This is a genomic window from Pseudoalteromonas sp. 31A1, assembly GCF_011378815.1.
GTDB classification, from domain to species: Bacteria; Pseudomonadota; Gammaproteobacteria; order Enterobacterales; family Alteromonadaceae; genus Pseudoalteromonas; species Pseudoalteromonas arctica.
In genome coordinates, this window is the sequence record NZ_WTKY01000016.1 from 1 (window position 1) to 16,801 (window position 16,801).

Here is a 16,801-nt window from a genome sequence, read left to right on the forward strand (position 1 = left end):
TCTAGACGATGGGGACACATAAATGTGTCACTAGGACAACTGAATTTTTAGACTCGTTTCAGGCGAGCTTTCTTAATAACACTTCACTTCCCTATTGAAAATAAGTAAGTGGCGTCCCCAAGGGGATTCGAACCCCTGTTACCGCCGTGAAAGGGCGGTGTCCTAGGCCTCTAGACGATGGGGACACATAAATGTGTCACTAGGACAGTTGATAAGTTTAACTCACATCATGAGCTTTAAGGTAATTGCGTTTAATACAAGTAAAGACTCGAGCTTTAATTGTGACGCTATTTTCTCGGTAAAACCGCCTTTAACTAATAAAAGTTAAGTGGCGTCCCCAAGGGGATTCGAACCCCTGTTACCGCCGTGAAAGGGCGGTGTCCTAGGCCTCTAGACGATGGGGACACAGAAAACTGCTACCCTAGGACAAAACACTAATTTTTGGTGGAGCCATGCGGGATCGAACCGCAGACCTCTTCACTGCCAGCGAAGCGCTCTCCCAGCTGAGCTATGGCCCCAACTTAATCAATACCCGTCGTGATAAACACATCGTGTATCGCTTAGTGCGGGGCGCATTCTATGCACCACCCAAAATAAAGTCAACAGTTTTTTACCTAGCTTTATTTAAATGGTTTAATTTTCAACAAACTGGCTATCAAGCGTGCTAAAAAATACAATTTGAATAAGATTCTAGCCCTACTGCTTATAATAACATCACTATATCGCAGCGAATACTTAACAACACCCTACTCCCCTATTTAATGCAACAAAATTGCATCAAAGCAAAGGTATACATTTATATGCAAATTGAACTTATCTAAAAACTACCAATTAAGGCCCCGCCAATCGCCTTAATCTTTTAAAAGTTACAATTGCTTATAATAACCAAAACTTAAATGTGGATTTGAGAGTACCCGCAGCCTTTACTTGCTTATTAACCAGCGTCACTCGTACTAAAAACTCGATTATTGTTTGAAGAATATTTTTTAAAGAGCATTGTAGCTTCGTAATGCTATGTACAAAACTTCAGGGCGTGTTGATCTTTGGTGGGTGAATTTACAGCAGTATGTTTGCTTTTTAGGCAAGGCAGAGCCTATTGTAGTTTGATTATTACCCATGAATAGGCGATAACGCCGCATAAAGTCCAAACATGCGCTGCCCTTTGGGTTCAATCCACAAAGGTAAACACGCACTAGTTATGTGTGATCTATTTAGTCTTAATCCGAAGGCTATTAGTGAAGTATGAGTATTTACGATTTGGCTAGGTTGGCTTATAAAAATAAAGTAAGTACAAAAATAGAGTTTAGAATGCTGAAAATAGCATTTGTTTTGGGAAGTTTAGATTAAATTCATTTTTAAAGGACCGCTCTATTCACTAAATAACTAGCCCTAATATTAATCCATCTTGCTCATAATCATAAAAACGACTCCAGTAAAAAAAACAATAAGTATCGTGAAGCTAAATTTAAGATTAATAAAATACAATTCCCTACTCACTTTTAGGAGCTTATTAGGTGCTTAATTGAACTGCAATATCAAATTTGATGATAAAATAGACTTCAACCATATCCTATTGTTTATAAAACCTTCATTCAGCACATTTTTATCATTCAAGTGTTGACACATTTTCAACTCTATCTATAATAGCGCCCCACAACAACGCAGCAATGCAATGTTGTTTAGATGTGGGTGATTAGCTCAGTTGGGAGAGCATCGCCCTTACAAGGCGAGGGTCACTGGTTCAAGTCCAGTATCACCCACCACTTTTTAATTAAAGTGTTCACATCTAAATTCTATACGAGTCCTAAGCTCAATTAGAAAAAAGAGAGCATCACCGCTACTTATAAGCAACAGTGAAGTTCACTGGTTAAAGTCCAGTACTATTTATTTTAATAGTAGCGTTTTAATTTATATGTGGGTGATTAGCTCAGTTGGGAGAGCATCGCCCTTACAAGGCGAGGGTCACTGGTTCAAGTCCAGTATCACCCACCACATATAAAACCTATTATTATATAATAGTCGTGTTTTAAAATTGTAATATGGGTCGTTAGCTCAGTTACAAGAAAAGAGAGCATCACCGCATTTTATAAAAGATGGCGAAGTTCACTGGTTAAAGTCCAGTACTATCTATATAGGTAGTAGCATGTAATATGGGTCGTTAGCTCAGTTGGGAGAGCATCGCCCTTACAAGGCGAGGGTCACTGGTTCAAGTCCAGTACGACCCACCATTCTTAGAATGGTGCATATTACAAGAAAATCTAAATGGGTCGTTAGCTCAGTTAGAAAAAAGAGAACATTACCGCTATTTACAAGTAACGGCGAGGTTCACTGGTTAAAGTCCAGTACTATTTATTTCAATAGTAGCGTTTTAATTTATATGTGGGTGATTAGCTCAGTTGGGAGAGCATCGCCCTTACAAGGCGAGGGTCACTGGTTCAAGTCCAGTATCACCCACCACATATAAACCTATTATTATATCAATAGTCGCGTTTTAAAATTTTAATATGGGTCGTTAGCTCAGTTGGGAGAGCATCGCCCTTACAAGGCGAGGGTCACTGGTTCAAGTCCAGTACGACCCACCATTCCTAGAATGGTGCATATTAAAATGTAATTTGGGTGATTAGCTCAGTTGGGAGAGCATCGCCCTTACAAGGCGAGGGTCACTGGTTCAAGTCCAGTATCACCCACCAAATTACATCAAGCGGTTAATTTGATAATAAAGAATTAAATAACAGGCATACCTATTATATGTGGGTGATTAGCTCAGTTGGGAGAGCATCGCCCTTACAAGGCGAGGGTCACTGGTTCAAGTCCAGTATCACCCACCACATATAAATACCATCAGACAACCTCTCTAGTAATAACTCTTTCTTCGCATATTAAATACATTTAAGAACTTCATAAAAACTCAATATATAATACCAATCTGCTTATATATGGGGTCTATTTAACGTTAAGAAAATTACGCTAGAACTAGGCAAAAGTTTTTGTATCTAGTTGTTCTAAATAAAAAATTTTTAACGACGTTATAGTGCAATTTAATTCGTTAAATTGATCAAAGATTTATGCAGGTTGGTATAAGTCGTATGTAATTAAGTCACTGGTATCAAGCCAAGTAATCACCCACCACATATAAATACCATCAGATAACTCTTTAAATGATAACTTCTCTAGTAATAACTCTTTTCCCATATTGAATACGTTTAACTCCTCTTTTTACCTTAAATACATTTCATATTTTTATTCAAATCTAAGCTTCCATATCAAAGCACTCATCAAATATAGCGTTATCAATTTTACTTATTTAGTTTTTAATTATGTTATTCGGCTCAGTACCTTCGTAGTTAGATAAACGTATTAGGCAAAGTTAAGTACCTAATAAATACAGCTATCATTTAAATTCCCTTGTAAGGAGTTAAACTGTTGATTATAGTCTGTGTTAAATACAATTACGCTTAAGCCAATGCCAACTAAGATCTATTCAAAAGCCAAAATACTTATAGTAGAAGAGCAGCCACTTGCTCAAAGCTATATGAAACAATCGTTAGAAAGGCTTGGCTTTCGGCAGTTGCGCTTTGCTGATCATGCAAATTCTGCAAAAGAGCAGTGTTTAAGTGAAGAATTTGATCTAATCGTTTGCTCATTCAACTTAAATAAACACCAAGATGGCTACCAGCTTTATGAAGAGCTACGTGTAAAGCAACTCATAAAAAGCTCGACTGGCTTTATTTTTATCTCAGCAGAAACAAGTGGCTCACTCGTTCATAGTGTTCTTGAGCTGCAACCTGATGACTTTTTAGTTAAACCTTTTACAGTACAAGAGCTTAAAATACGCATTGAACGAATCCTAAAGCGTAAACACGACTTACAAACAGTGTATTCATTAATTGATGATGGTAACGATTCAAAAGCTATTAAGTTTATTGATACCGCTCTGGATAAAAAAAATAATAATTACAGCCCTATCCTACTTCGCTTAAAAGGTGATGCCTTACTTCGCTTAAAGCGCGCTCAAGATGCGAAAGACTTTTTTAAGTCTGTTCTCGACATTCAAAAATTTGCTTGGGCAAAAGTAGGCTTAGTAGAAGCACTTATAGCGAATAACGAACATATTTTGGCGCAGCGAATGCTCAAAACAATGTTAGAGCGCCAAGAAACTCGTTTAGTAGCCCTTGATTTGTTGGGCAGATTAGAAATAAAGCTAAATCAATTTGAGCTAGCACAAAGCTTTTTAAGCCAAGCTGCAGAAATTGCACCGCGAAATATCACACGCCAAAAATCGCTAAGTAATGTGTCGCTAATTAATCACGACTACGAAAAAAGCTATTTAACTCAAAAAGATATAGCCACCTTTGCAAAACACTCAATACACGACCACCCCGATGTATATTTGAATGCAGCTCGTGCTGGTATCGACTTTGCGTTAACGACGGATCAAACCGACCAAATACAGCGAATTTCAAGGCAAACTAATCAGTACATTAATGATTTAAAAAAACAGTTTCCTAATAATGCGAATCAAGCTCAAATTGATGTACTTAATGCACGACTTCATTATTTAAAAGACGAGCACCAAAAAGCTAAAAAGCTAATTGAGCAGCTTGATGATGACGATACTCATATCCGATCGGTTGATGGCGCACTTGATAAAGCAAAAGCATTTCATGAACTGGGGTTTCATCAAAAGGCGCAAACCTTATTCACACAAATAATTAGCCACTGTGAAAGACACCCCGCAGTTAGCGACACAACTTACTTGCGTTATATTCAGCAGCAACAAAGTGAGCGACGCGATATTAAAATGGGTCCAAAAGAGCTTAACAACCATGCCGTTAGTCAATTTAATAAAGGCCAATTAAATACTGCGTTGGAAGCTTTTACACAAGCGTTTAGAGTCATGCCTCGTAATCAAAGTATCGCACTTAATTTATTACAGTGCCTATTTGATTCAACTAAGCAATCTGGCAGCTCATTTAATGTGGATCTTGCTAGAAGGTGCTACGCCCTTCTTGATAAAACTAAATTACAAGCAGATCAGACGCAGCGTTTAGATAAGATTTTGCACATAGCAAAAGAAATGAATTTAGATATTCAAAGCGCTAGTAAATAAAATATTAGAGCTTTTTCATTGATGCGGCATTAACGCAATAACGTAAACCCGTTGGTAATGGACCATCTGGAAAAATATGACCTAAGTGCGAATCGCACACGTTACAAACCACCTCTATGCGCTCCATACCATGACTTGTATCGCTTACATAGCCAATCGCTTCAATTGTCGCAGGTTGCGTAAATGACGGCCAACCAGTACCACTATCAAACTTCTCATCAGCATCAAACAATAGATTATCACAGCAAATACACACATACTTTCCAGGTTCGAGTAATGTACAACTACCCGAGCTACCTGGGCGCTCTGTTCCCTTTTTACGTGTTACGTAATATTCATCTTCTGATAGTTGCATCCGCCACTGCTCGTCAGTTTTGACTACTTTTTCACTTGGGGTAGGATTGCCATTGGTGGCAAAGTTAATAACATCATTCCACTTCAACATAATAGCCTCATTGAATAGTTGATTAGCTATACTTTATAAAGTCATAAAAAGTACGGCTAATTGTTACGTTATTTAATACACTAAAGATCAGCTAAGGAGTGTTGACCGTTTAAGACTAAAACTCGTTCAATCTTAAAGGTAATTCTTAGCTAAAGGTAATGGTTTGCTTTTCTGAATCGCTAAGTATTCGTTTAATAAAACTATCTAGCTCTGCTTTTTTTACAGGTAAACTAACACTCATTTGGCGCTCGTTATTACTGTAAATTATTAGCTCATCATCCTTTGTCGTTATACGTTCAATACTCTCAATAACTAACCAATCAGGGCCGTGCTTTTTATCAAAAAATCCCATCAAACTAAAAAGTAATAAGTGTTGGGCGTCTCGCTGAATAAAATCCTCTAACCTGTTTCTTGATTTAAATAAAGGCGTTAACCTATAAACGCTTGAGCAAAAAACAAATACCCATAACCCAAATAACGCTTTAAACCACATAAACTCTAAAAGCTCAGTGCTAATCATTAAAATAATAAGCACAAAGCCTATTATCGATATAGCTATCGCTATTTTTTTATTTACGGCGTCCACAACTAATCCCTTTTAAGTCGCTTTTTTTCTTCTGATGCCTTTTCTGTCGGCTCAGGCCAATCATTAAAGAAAACAGTTAAATAGCGGCTTTTCACCAAATACCATAATACCCATAAAACAATCATCATTTGTACTGCTAAAAATGATGAAAATCGATAATGGCTATGCGCTGCTTGAACACTTAACCATGTTAAATCAACAACTGCACATAAAATAAGAGGCCAGCGCATATGTCGCCATATTCTTGCTAACCTGTTGCTTGCACTGTGTGAATCTCGTGGTCTGCGTAAACAAAATAAAATAGTCGGTATTATTGCAATACTTCCAATCGTTATTGCGATAAAAAAATCATTTTTATTTTTAAAAAATAACGACATTAAATCTAGTTCAGGCCTGCGGCTTAAAGCCGCAATAACCCAAATAAAATAACTGCGTAATAGCACAAGCACACTTAAATGAAATGCAATAGGCGTACGGTAACTTCCGTACTTATCCCAGTATTCTGGCCCATATCGGCTCATTGTCATTTTCCTAACCGTTATGCTTTATAAGCAACTCAATTAATTCATCTTCAGTTAGTATGTCTATGCCTAGGTCTTGTGCTTTTGTTAGTTTTGAACCTGCTTTTTCACCCGCCACTAACGCATCTGTTTTAGCCGATACGCTACCAGATACCTTGGCACCAAGTTGTTGTAATCGTGCTTTTGCATCATTGCGATTAAGTGTATTAAGCGTACCTGTAAGTACATATGTAAGCCCAGCGAGCGGCTGTTCTTCCTCAGAAGGTGCGCTCAACGCTGGCCAGTTTACACCTTGATCTATCAGCGCATTAACAACTGCTAAATTATGCTCTTCATCAAAAAAGCCACGAACATGAGCAGCGACTATTTCGCCTACATCACTTACTTGCGTTAAACTATCAATGCTGGCATTTATTACATTTTCAAGGGTTAGAAAGTGATTAGCTAAATTTTGTGCTGTTGCTTCACCAGCTTCACGAATACCCAAAGAGTATAAAAACTTAGCAAGCGTAGTGCCTTTAGCCTCTTCAAGTGCTGTTACTAAGTTTTTAGCTGACTTAGGTCCCATGCGCTCAAGTGATTCAAAATGCCCTTGTTTTAATATAAACAAATCAGCAGGCGTTTTTATAAGTTCTCTATCGACTAACTGATCAACAATCTTATCGCCAAGACCATCTATATCCAGCGCTTTGCGCGAAGCAAAGTGCTTAATAGCTTGCTTACGCTGTGCAGGACATACAAGTCCACCCGTACAACGGGCTACAGCTTCGCCTTCTACTTTTTCAACATGGGAGTCACAAATTGGGCACGTTACAGGAAACTCTATATCGCGTGCATTATCAGGGCGGCGTTCAAGCACAACTTGAGTTATTTGCGGGATCACGTCTCCTGCGCGGCGAATAATAACTGTATCGCCCACTTTTACACCTAAACGAGCAATTTCATCGCCATTATGAAGTGTTGCATTTGATACTGTTACGCCACCTACAAAAACAGGCTCTAAGCGTGCAACCGGTGTAATAGCACCCGTACGCCCAACTTGAAATTCAACATCAAGTAGTTGGGTTATTTCTTCTTGCGCTGGGAATTTATACGCAATAGCCCAGCGAGGAGCACGCGCTACAAAGCCTAAACGCTCTTGTAAGGTCTTTTGATTTATTTTTATTACTACGCCATCAATTTCATATTTAAGCTCACCACGGCGCGTTAAAATATCACTGTAATACTCAAGCGCCGCTTGTGGGCCTTCAACTAGTTTTGTTTCAGGGCAAAGCGGTAATCCCCAATCAGTCAACTTTTCTAATTGCTGATAATGATCCTCAGGAATATTGCCATCAGCAACAAGCCCCGTACTGTAAGCGTAAAACATAAGTGGCCGTTTGGCGGTAATTTTAGAGTCGAGCTGACGTAAGCTACCCGCTGCGGCATTACGTGGGTTAACAAATACTTTATCACCACGTTTCTCAGCTTCGCTGTTTAATTTGTCAAAGCCCGCGCTGTCCATAAACACCTCACCGCGCACTTCTAGTTCTTTTGGATAATCGCCACGTAACTTAAGGGGTACATTACGAATTGTTTTTACATTTTGAGTAATGTTTTCACCAGTAAAACCATCGCCTCGAGTAGCCGCTTGTACAAGCACACCATCGCGATAAATAATTGATACAGCTAAACCATCAAGTTTTGGCTCACAACAAAAAGTAAGCTCATCAGTACTCATTAAACGCTCTTTTATACGGCGATTAAACGCAGTGAATTCTTCTTCACTAAAGGCGTTATCAAGTGAGAGCATGGGTACTTGGTGCGCTACTTGTTCAAATTTACTAAGTGCTGCACCGCCTACTTTTTGTGTAGGTGAGTCGGCGGTTAAAAATTCAGGATGCTCGGTTTCAAGTGCGCTTAGTTCGCGTAATAACCTATCGTATTCAGAATCAGGAATACTGGGGGTGTCGAGCACATAATAATTATAGTTGTGTTGCTCTAATGTAGTACGAAGATGATTAACTTGCTCACTAATGCTGCTAGACATTTAAACCTCAATAAACATAAAAAAAGCCACTTTGACGATTCACCGTCCAGTGGCTTATAAAAATATAATGTATGCGTTATTTACGCTGAAAAAGAACGAACCTGCTCAACATATTGTCTTACGCGATCTACTGTCATTTCATTTCGCTCAGCATCTAAAATTTGTGCACCAAATTCATCCGCTAACTTTTTAGCTGCGCTGTGCAACATATTAAATGCAGCTAGACCATCGCCATCGCACGGTAACGTCATAAATAAGCTTACCCCAGCGGTACTAAACTGTTCCATATTATCAATATCAAACGTACCTGGGTTGTACATATTTACTAATCTAAATAAAACAGGGCCTTGACCAGCCGGATCTAAGTGGCGATTAAAAAAGCCTTCCTCAGAATATTTAAAACCTAAAGTGTTAACTGCCGGCAATAATTTACTGCCCTGCATACTAAGCTCTTCCGGCATTTGAATATGTACAATAACAAAGTCAGACATTTGGGCAGGTGCTTCTTCAGCGCTTTGCTCTTTTGCTTCTAGGTCATCAACTATTTCTAGGTCATCTTCAATCGGCACTTCTGGAACGCTTGTATCTATTTGCGGCTCATTTTCATCAAAGTTAAGCTCACCAAACTGTGGCTCATCACGTTCGTTTTGCATTAGCTCTTTTGGTTCAGCCTCAGTTCGAAACGGTTTAGATGAAGCTGATGCGCTTTCTTGTAATGGTTCAACCCGCTCGTTATCAGATACTTCTGGGCGGTCTTTTTTTCTCACAGACCACAATCCATGTATTAATAAACCACCAATGACAACTACACTGATAATGATTAAAACCCATCTTAATTGTTCGGCCATCCCCTCACCTTTTATTATTTGATATGCCTAAAACCTGTATATTAATTAAAAAATAATACACTTGTTATAAAAATTTATGCATGTGCAAGTTGCACAGCTTGTTCTATATCTACAGCAACCATACGCGATACGCCAGGTTCTGCCATAGTAACACCCGTTAATCTACCTGCCATTTCCATCGCAATTTTATTATGACTAATATAAATAAACTGTACAGATTGTGACATTTCTTCAACCAAACGGCAAAAACGCACAACGTTGGCATCATCTAATGGTGCATCTACTTCGTCCAGCATACAGAAAGGAGCTGGATTGAGCCTGAATATAGAAAACACTAATGATAATGCGGTCAGCGCTTTTTCTCCACCACTTAACAAATGAATTGTTGAATTTTTCTTACCTGGTGGTCGTGCCATTATACTAACACCACTTTCGAGTAAATCGTCACTGGTTAATTCTAAATACGCACTACCACCACCAAAAACTTTAGGAAATAGCTCTGCAAAGTCCTCATTTACCTGATCGAACGTCGCTTTAAAGCGGGTTTTGGTCTCACTATCAATTTTACGAATAGCCCCTTCAAGGGTACTTAACGCTTTTGTTAAGTCATCTAATTGATTATCAAGATAATCACTACGGGCTTTAGCTAAATCAAATTCTTCAATTGCCGCTAAATTTACCGCGCCTAATTTTGCTAACTGATTAGTAAATCCGGCTAACTGATTTTGCGCTGCACTTAAGTTCAATGTTTCAGGTAATTCATCGAGTATTGCTTTTAAACTTTGCTTTAAATCTTCTAATGGTTCGAGCGCAACTTGCGCTTTTATTAGTAAGCTTTGCTCTTCAATTGTTAGCTTTTGATGCTGCTCTTGCAAGCCCACCAGCTCACCTTGTGAATTTTTAAGGCTTATTTGCTTAGTGTTTAAGCTCTCTTTGGCCTGAGCTAATTCTTTTTGTAGCAATACTAATGCCTGCTCGCCTTTTTGATGCTGCGCTAAAAACTGCGTTATTTTATCGCCCAGTTCTTGCTCTGGGATCAGCAGCTCTTCTATTTCACTAAGTAGTTCTTGCGCACCTTCAGATGCACTAACGTGCTCTTGCTCCGCATGGCTCAATTTGGTTTGGCTTAACTGCCATTCACTGCGTGCCTTTTGCTCTGAGAGCGTTGCCTTATGTGCTTTTATTTTATATTGCTCAAGCATGCTTAATGCTTCGCTATAACTTTTATCACTTTGTGAGCGCAGGCTATTTGCAGCGTCTACCTCATTAGTTAAGTTATGTTGCTGCTCATTCAACACTTCAAATTGCGCTACTTGCTCATCAAGCACGGTATTTAATTGTAAAAGCTGATTTGTTAATTGCTGTTTTTGTTGTTGTAGCTTTTCTAGTTGCAGCTTAAAGTGCGCTACTTGCTGTTTGAGCATATCGCTGCGTGTACCGGCTACTGCTATATTTTGCGCAAGCTCATGTATGGCTTCTTTTAGCTCGCTTTGCTCGTTAATTAACTTTATTTGATCAGCTGTATGTTCATCACGAGTGTGTGTTACTTGTTTTAGCTCATCCTCGGCATTGGTTAACTGCTGAGCTTTATCCTGCAATTGCTTATGCTTTAAAAGTAATGAGTTTTCGGCATTGCGATCAGCACTTACATGCCAGTTACGACCATATAAAGCACCGTTTTTATCCATAACGGCTGTATAAAAAGCATCGTTTAACAGCGTTAGATCACCGCTCTCGCTATAAGCAATACGCGATAAATGATCTGGGTACACGCCGCTTGTTATGAATGCCGCTAAGCTATTTTCAGCAATGTGCTTAGTACTAATTGGCCACACACTATTATCAGCTTGCTGCTCACTTACATTTAAGTGCTCTAGCGATTTAAGTGCTTGCTCTATTAAGGGCTCAAAGCCTTCTTCAACACTTAGCTGATTAAACAACACATTAATTTTTTCATTTTCTTCATCAAGCCCTAATGTACTTTTAAGCCCAGTTATACTGGCTTTTAACTCATTTATTGCTTGAGTAAGTGCTGAGTATTGCTTTTGTGAGTTATTAACACGCTCATTTTGTAATTCAAGCTTAGCACTGCACTGTGTATGCGCTGTTTGTTTAGCGGCCAGTTCTTGAGTTAATGTTTGTGTTTGCTGTGTTTGCTGCGTTAATTGTTGTTCTACATCGCTACTTTGTAAGTCAGTAAGCTGCGCATTTAACTGATCAATTTGCTCGTTAACGTGGCTTATTTGCTGCTGAGTTTGTTTAATGTGACTGCTATGCAGTTGCGCATTATTATTGAGTTGTTGCTGTTGCTCACACAAAGCTTGCCAGTGAGTGTTACGGCGCTGCTTAAGTGCTAATAAGTCCTCAAGCTCATGCGTTAACTTCCTAACTTGCTCTTCGCACATTAACGCGTTTTCACTTGCCTCTTGCAGGGCTTCATTTAGTTGCTCGCACACAATTTGCTGCTGCGTTTTAACTTCAGTGCTATGGGTTTGGCGTTGCTGTAATTTAATTAAATTTTGTTTAAGCGTTTGAGTTTGTTGCTTTACATTTATTTGCTGTTGCTCAGCGCGGGTAAGCTCGGTGTGTATTACATGTTGCTGATGCTGTGCATCGCTTAGTTTATCTTGCTTGGCTTGTACTTGCCCTTCTAAGCTTGCAAGTACATCGTCATGCCCTGAGTTAGCAGTTTTAAAAAAAGAAATTTGATCGTTCAGTTTTTTAATTAGAGTACTTTTTTCAAGTTGTTGCTGATGTAACTTTTGCCATTTTAAAACCGCAATTTGCCCTTTTAGCGTTCGCTCTTGCGCTTTTAACTCTCGGTATTTTTTTGCATCAACCGACTGCACAGCCAATTTATCTAACTGGCTTTGCAGCTCTTTACGCACATCTAACAAACGTTCAAGGTTTTCGCGGGTGCTTTTAATGCGTGTTTGTGTTTCGCGGCGGCGCTCTTTGTATTTAGAAACACCAGCGGCTTCTTCTAAAAATACACGTAATTCTTGTGGTTTACTTTCTATTAAGCGCGAGATCATCCCTTGCTCAATAATCGCGTAACTACGCGGACCAAGACCTGTACCTAAAAATATATCGGTAATATCACGCTTACGGCATTTACTGCCATTTAAAAAGTACAGCGATAGCCCGTCGCGCGTTACTAAGCGTTTAATTGCAATTTGGTTTCTGTCGGCAAATGTATTAGAAGGACTACCTTTATCGTTATCAAAAACAAGCTCTACAGAAGCTTGTGATATGGCTTTACGATTAGTTGAGCCATTAAAAATAACGTCGGTCATGGCATCGCCACGCAGGTTTTTAGCAGAGCTTTCACCTAGCACCCATCGTACTGCATCAATAACGTTAGATTTGCCACAGCCATTAGGGCCTACAACACACGTCATTTGATCAGGAAATGGAATTTTAGTGGGCTCTACAAACGATTTAAAGCCCGCTAATTTAATAGTGCTTAAGCGCATCTTATTGTTATTACCAATTTATTATTGTTATTTGTCATAAACAATTTAACCCATAATTTACTAATAGATTAAGCTTGTCGTTTAAAGTTATCTAAAATAATACCGGTCGCCATTGCAACATTAAGTGACTCTGCTCCACCAAAAGCGGGAATGGTGATTTTATTGGTCACTAACTTTGCACATGTCTCGCGTATACCATGCGACTCACTGCCCATTAGCAAAACGCCTGAGCCCGTAAATTGGGTTTTATGTACACTTTGTCCATCTAAAAAAGCACCGTAAACAGGTAAATTTAAAGACTGTAAGTAATCAGGTAAATCTACTTGGCTTACCGATACCCTTACAAATGAGCCCATTGTGGCGCTAATTGTTTTAGGGTTGTAAGCGTCTGCGCTGTCGGTGCTAGTTACTATATGTTTAATACCGTACCAATCAGCTACTCTAATTATTGTGCCTAAGTTACCAGGGTCTGATACGCCATCAAGCGCGAGTATTAAGCCATTTGCTTGTGGTAAAGCTGCCTTTGGCATATCAACAATAGCAATGGCTGCATTATTGCTAACTAGCGTGCTCGCTTTAGTGAGGGTCTCTTCATCCGCTTCAATAAAATTAGCGTGCTGATACTCACCTTGGTACGCATTTATAAATTCGTTTGTAGCAAAAATATTAACCGCATTTAATGGGCTGTTTAATAACTCAAGTACGTTTTTTTCACCCTGTACAAGGTATTGATTATATTGCTTTCGGTACTTTTTTTGGCCAAGTTGGCGAATAAGTTTGAGTTGGTTTTTTGAAATCATAACAGCCCCATAAAATTATCCAGCAAGTATAACAGATTTCGTTATAACATCTGAACTCGAAAAGCAGCGAATAGGGCTAATTTATCTTACTCGCACTTCTTTCAAAGGTCAGATTAATGCGAATAAACATCCCTTTTATTGCCTCTAATTGGTTTGAATCACCAACAGATGCGGCTAATTCGTTATAAAGATTATCAGACGCTTGCTTAAAGTTTTCATCAAACTTACCTTTGGTAGCCAGCATAAATGCATCAGCCAACGTGCGTTGCCACTCATTTAAATATTTTAGCTTTGTGTCACCAGCAAGATTTTCGCAAATTGAGTTTAATCGCACTGAGGCATGTCCTAAGTTTAAACCGGTTAGGGCAAGGTCAGTAATGGCGCGTGAGTGTGAGCCCTGATCGTAATTAGTTAAGCGTATTAACCTATCTGCCATGCGGCGGTTGTACCAAATACTCGGAGTTTGATGGGTATTTATTTCGAGTAAATCTTTATAGGTAGCCTTAAAAACACGATGAACAAGTAACTGAACACTTGGCCCTGTAAATAACTGAAAAATCCAAAATAAAATACTCACGCCAGCAAAAATAGCGATTGCAGAGCTGAGTGTATAATCAATTGAAAACGCAAGGCTCATATCCGTGCTGGGTCTAACCAAAATAGTAAATGGAATACAAAACCCTAAGCCGTATGGCAGCGTTTGTTGATCAGCGAGTAACAGCAAACCCAAAAAATACGGACCAGCTAATACAAGCAACAATATTTCTAATTGCCCACCACTTTGCGACAGTAAATTTAACGCATAAAAAATAGTTACAAAAGTAGCAACAATTATACCTGCCAATAAACGTTTAATTACAACCTGTAAAATAGCCAAGGGTATTCTCGACAGCATTATCGAAAATATGACCGGTAATATCATAATTAATAATGCAGCTGAAGAACCTGTATTAATCCAAATAAATGCGCCGATAGAAAACACCAAAGCAGTTCTAAATCCAACAATAATGCCAGCTAATGGGTCGCGATATGTAAGTATACTGGGTGCATTTAATAATGTTTTATCGCGTTGTTCTAAAGCTCTGTATGCCCGTAGTAAAATTGTTAAGTCGGCTGCCACTTCTAAGCTCACATTGAGCATGTGAGATTCAAATGGCGAATCACACACCGTATTTGCTCTATAGTCGGTTAGCTCTTTACGCAGCGTTTTAACTTGTTCGGCGCAGTAATCAAAATCGTCAGATTCTTTAATTTGCGCGAATACGTGTTTAAGTTTACTTATTAATTTGTCTAATGTGGGAGTAATAAGGTCTGCGTGGTTTCGTTGCAGGCGACCAATTATTTGAATTGAAGCCAGTAAAGAAAGTACTTTTTGCGACAATTGATTTGCAGCACGTGAGCGCCCTGGACCTTTTGGCCCTTCGTACCTTACTGCGCTGGAGTCTTCGTTTATTGATCCTAATGTTGCCATAATGCCATCTATTTGCTGATGGCGATTTTCGTGCGAGCCTTTAGAATCAAGCTCAGTTACTAAATAATCTAACGTTTGGTTTATAACCGACCGCGCTTGTACTTGCAGTAAGTGTTTAACTTTTACAGGCCAAAACAAATGGCTCACAAGGCCTGCACATATTGAGCCTATTACTATTTCACTCACGCGCGCTTGTGCAATATCAAATATGCTTTGGCTGCTCACCATTGCCGGAGTAACCATGACTAAAAGTACAATAATAGCGGCTGTTACACCTGCCATAGCAAACGCATAAACAAAGTTTGCTTGGCGTACCATTGCCGATAACGCAGAGTTTACCCCCAACCATAATGCCAATGCACCGAGCGCTAAATAAGGGTAGAGAATTAACTGAGTTAAAAGCAATATGCCAAATAAACCACCCACTATGGTGCCTATTATTTGGCAAATTGCTTTTTCAATAACCAATCCGCTTTGCGGGCGTAATTGCAAAAATATAGCCGAGACTAACGCCCAATAAGGTCTTTCAAGATTAAGCCACATAGCAATAGTAAGCGCCATTACCATGGCTATAACGCCCTTAGTCGCAAAAATAATTGCCTGTTTTTTAGGAAAAAACAAATTTTGTAATACTACGCCCACTATATTCCCCTTAACGTGTAGCGAGATGTATTGTGGCGGTCATTCCTGCGCTTAACTGTGTATCTTCGGGCAATGAATCTAACTTAATATCAACAGGAATACGTTGCGATAAACGTACCCAATTAAATGTTTGTTGTACTTGTGGTAAAAGCTGCCCGTTACTTTGTGTATTCGTATTTGCAATTGCTTTACCTACACTCACTACATGCCCCGTTAATTGCTTACCACCGCTTAGAAGCGCTATTTTAGCTTTTTGATCAGGATAAATAAGCGGTATTTTACTCTCTTCAAAGTAACCCGTTACGTAAAATGAATCTGACTGCACGATAGCAAACACAGGTGTGCCTTGAGCTACATAGTTACCTTGGCGTAAATTCAGATTAATTATTTGCCCCGATGCAGGCGCAACAACTTTAGTTCTATCAACATTTAATTGCGCAATTGTTTGCTCTGTTTTAGCTAGGTTATAATTTGCCTCAGCAATTTTAGTATTGATACGTGTTGATTCTAGCGTTTCTTCACTTATTGCCTGTTGAGTGTTTAGCTCAACACGTCTTTCGTATTTATGTTTAGCAAGCTCCCATGTATATAGCGTATTTTCTGTATTGGCTTTACTTTTATCAAGCGCTGCTTGGTAACGCTTTTGATCAACATTAAAAAGTACTTCGCCTTTTTGTACGTTTTGACCATCTTTAATGTTTAAAGCAGTCACCCAACCCGACACGTCTGGAGCAACTGTAACTATGTCTGCTCGAATGCGACCGTCGCGCGTCCAAGGAGTATGCATGTAGTCAGTCCATACCCAACGCCCAGCAAAAACCGCAGCTATAACAACCAAGATAGTAAAAGTAATACGCAGATATTTAATCATTC

At 39.1% G+C, this 16,801-nt stretch carries 11 protein-coding genes and 10 tRNA genes; 8 read left to right on the plus strand and 13 right to left on the minus strand.

What is annotated here, in order from left to right; genetic code table 11:
* Positions 1–109 precede the first annotated feature (109 nt).
* The 3 genes from GQR52_RS14280 to GQR52_RS14290 form a co-directional block, all read right to left on the minus strand.
* Positions 110–185: transfer RNA gene (locus GQR52_RS14280), tRNA-Glu, on the minus strand.
* A gap of 144 nt (positions 186–329) precedes the next feature.
* Positions 330–405, minus strand: a tRNA-Glu gene (locus GQR52_RS14285).
* Positions 406–442: 37 nt separating this feature from the next.
* A tRNA-Ala gene (locus GQR52_RS14290) sits at positions 443–518 on the minus strand.
* Between the two features lie 1,169 nt (positions 519–1,687).
* Here GQR52_RS14290 and GQR52_RS14295 point away from each other — a divergent pair.
* The 7 genes from GQR52_RS14295 (at position 1,688) to GQR52_RS14325 (ending at position 2,828) form a co-directional block, all read left to right on the plus strand.
* Positions 1,688–1,763 (plus strand) — tRNA-Val (locus GQR52_RS14295).
* 153 nt (positions 1,764–1,916) lie between these two features.
* Positions 1,917–1,992, plus strand: a tRNA-Val gene (locus GQR52_RS14300).
* Between the two features lie 160 nt (positions 1,993–2,152).
* Positions 2,153–2,228 (plus strand) — tRNA-Val (locus tag GQR52_RS14305).
* 153 nt (positions 2,229–2,381) lie between these two features.
* A tRNA-Val gene (locus tag GQR52_RS14310) sits at positions 2,382–2,457 on the plus strand.
* A 49-nt stretch (positions 2,458–2,506) separates the two neighbouring features.
* Positions 2,507–2,582: transfer RNA gene (locus GQR52_RS14315), tRNA-Val, on the plus strand.
* A gap of 32 nt (positions 2,583–2,614) precedes the next feature.
* Positions 2,615–2,690 (plus strand) — tRNA-Val (locus GQR52_RS14320).
* Between the two features lie 62 nt (positions 2,691–2,752).
* A tRNA-Val gene (locus tag GQR52_RS14325) sits at positions 2,753–2,828 on the plus strand.
* A gap of 235 nt (positions 2,829–3,063) precedes the next feature.
* Here the strand turns inward: GQR52_RS14325 and GQR52_RS20650 are convergent.
* Positions 3,064–3,192 carry a hypothetical protein gene (locus GQR52_RS20650; protein ID WP_269435025.1) on the minus strand — a complete coding sequence of 43 codons (129 nt, stop codon included), beginning with the start codon at positions 3,190–3,192 and terminating at the stop codon, positions 3,064–3,066.
* 271 nt (positions 3,193–3,463) lie between these two features.
* On the opposite strand from GQR52_RS20650, the gene GQR52_RS14330 reads away from it, so the two are divergent.
* Positions 3,464–5,110, plus strand: coding sequence for a tetratricopeptide repeat-containing response regulator (locus GQR52_RS14330; RefSeq protein ID WP_165728879.1), 1,647 nt, complete (start codon positions 3,464–3,466; stop codon positions 5,108–5,110).
* 4 nt (positions 5,111–5,114) lie between these two features.
* On the opposite strand, the gene msrB is transcribed toward GQR52_RS14330, so the two are convergent.
* From msrB to GQR52_RS14375, 9 genes are all read right to left on the minus strand, one after another.
* Positions 5,115–5,555 carry a peptide-methionine (R)-S-oxide reductase MsrB gene (gene msrB / locus GQR52_RS14335; RefSeq protein ID WP_010555368.1) on the minus strand — a complete coding sequence of 147 codons (441 nt, stop codon included), beginning with the start codon at positions 5,553–5,555 and terminating at the stop codon, positions 5,115–5,117.
* A 145-nt stretch (positions 5,556–5,700) separates the two neighbouring features.
* Positions 5,701–6,141, minus strand: a complete 441-nt coding sequence (locus GQR52_RS14340; protein WP_165728880.1) for a hypothetical protein — start codon at positions 6,139–6,141, stop codon at positions 5,701–5,703.
* 2 nt (positions 6,142–6,143) lie between these two features.
* Positions 6,144–6,662 (minus strand): DUF2919 domain-containing protein, encoded by a 519-nt coding sequence (locus GQR52_RS14345; RefSeq protein WP_007584017.1) that lies wholly within the window; start codon positions 6,660–6,662, stop codon positions 6,144–6,146.
* Between the two features lie 10 nt (positions 6,663–6,672).
* Positions 6,673–8,691 (minus strand): NAD-dependent DNA ligase LigA, encoded by a 2,019-nt coding sequence (gene ligA, locus GQR52_RS14350; protein ID WP_165728881.1) that lies wholly within the window; start codon positions 8,689–8,691, stop codon positions 6,673–6,675.
* An 80-nt stretch (positions 8,692–8,771) separates the two neighbouring features.
* Positions 8,772–9,539: a cell division protein ZipA gene (gene zipA, locus GQR52_RS14355; protein ID WP_165728882.1), complete on the minus strand. Its 768-nt coding sequence runs from the start codon at positions 9,537–9,539 to the stop codon at positions 8,772–8,774.
* A gap of 74 nt (positions 9,540–9,613) precedes the next feature.
* Complete coding sequence (locus GQR52_RS14360) at positions 9,614–13,015, minus strand: AAA family ATPase (protein WP_165728883.1); 3,402 nt, start codon at positions 13,013–13,015, stop codon at positions 9,614–9,616.
* A gap of 68 nt (positions 13,016–13,083) precedes the next feature.
* Positions 13,084–13,815 (minus strand): RNA methyltransferase, encoded by a 732-nt coding sequence (locus GQR52_RS14365; protein ID WP_010555372.1) that lies wholly within the window; start codon positions 13,813–13,815, stop codon positions 13,084–13,086.
* Positions 13,816–13,891: 76 nt separating this feature from the next.
* Positions 13,892–15,928, minus strand: coding sequence for an FUSC family protein (locus GQR52_RS14370; RefSeq protein ID WP_165728884.1), 2,037 nt, complete (start codon positions 15,926–15,928; stop codon positions 13,892–13,894).
* Between the two features lie 10 nt (positions 15,929–15,938).
* Positions 15,939–16,799 carry an HlyD family secretion protein gene (locus GQR52_RS14375; RefSeq protein ID WP_165728885.1) on the minus strand — a complete coding sequence of 287 codons (861 nt, stop codon included), beginning with the start codon at positions 16,797–16,799 and terminating at the stop codon, positions 15,939–15,941.
* Positions 16,800–16,801: the final 2 nt, after the last annotated feature.

Bases quoted from the DNA above. Each gene is read 5' to 3' on its own strand.
- GQR52_RS14345 (WP_007584017.1), bottom strand. From the start codon at position 6,662: ATGAGCCGATATGGGCCAGAATACTGGGATAAGTACGGAAGTTACCGT.
- msrB (WP_010555368.1), bottom strand. From the start codon at position 5,555: ATGTTGAAGTGGAATGATGTTATTAACTTTGCCACCAATGGCAATCCT.
- GQR52_RS14365 (WP_010555372.1), bottom strand. From the start codon at position 13,815: ATGATTTCAAAAAACCAACTCAAACTTATTCGCCAACTTGGCCAAAAA.
- GQR52_RS14330 (WP_165728879.1), top strand. From the start codon at position 3,464: ATGCCAACTAAGATCTATTCAAAAGCCAAAATACTTATAGTAGAAGAG.
- zipA (WP_165728882.1), bottom strand. From the start codon at position 9,539: ATGGCCGAACAATTAAGATGGGTTTTAATCATTATCAGTGTAGTTGTC.
- ligA (WP_165728881.1), bottom strand. From the start codon at position 8,691: ATGTCTAGCAGCATTAGTGAGCAAGTTAATCATCTTCGTACTACATTA.
- GQR52_RS20650 (WP_269435025.1), bottom strand. From the start codon at position 3,192: ATGGGAAAAGAGTTATTACTAGAGAAGTTATCATTTAAAGAGTTATCT.
- GQR52_RS14360 (WP_165728883.1), bottom strand. From the start codon at position 13,015: ATGCGCTTAAGCACTATTAAATTAGCGGGCTTTAAATCGTTTGTAGAG.
- GQR52_RS14375 (WP_165728885.1), bottom strand. From the start codon at position 16,799: ATGATTAAATATCTGCGTATTACTTTTACTATCTTGGTTGTTATAGCT.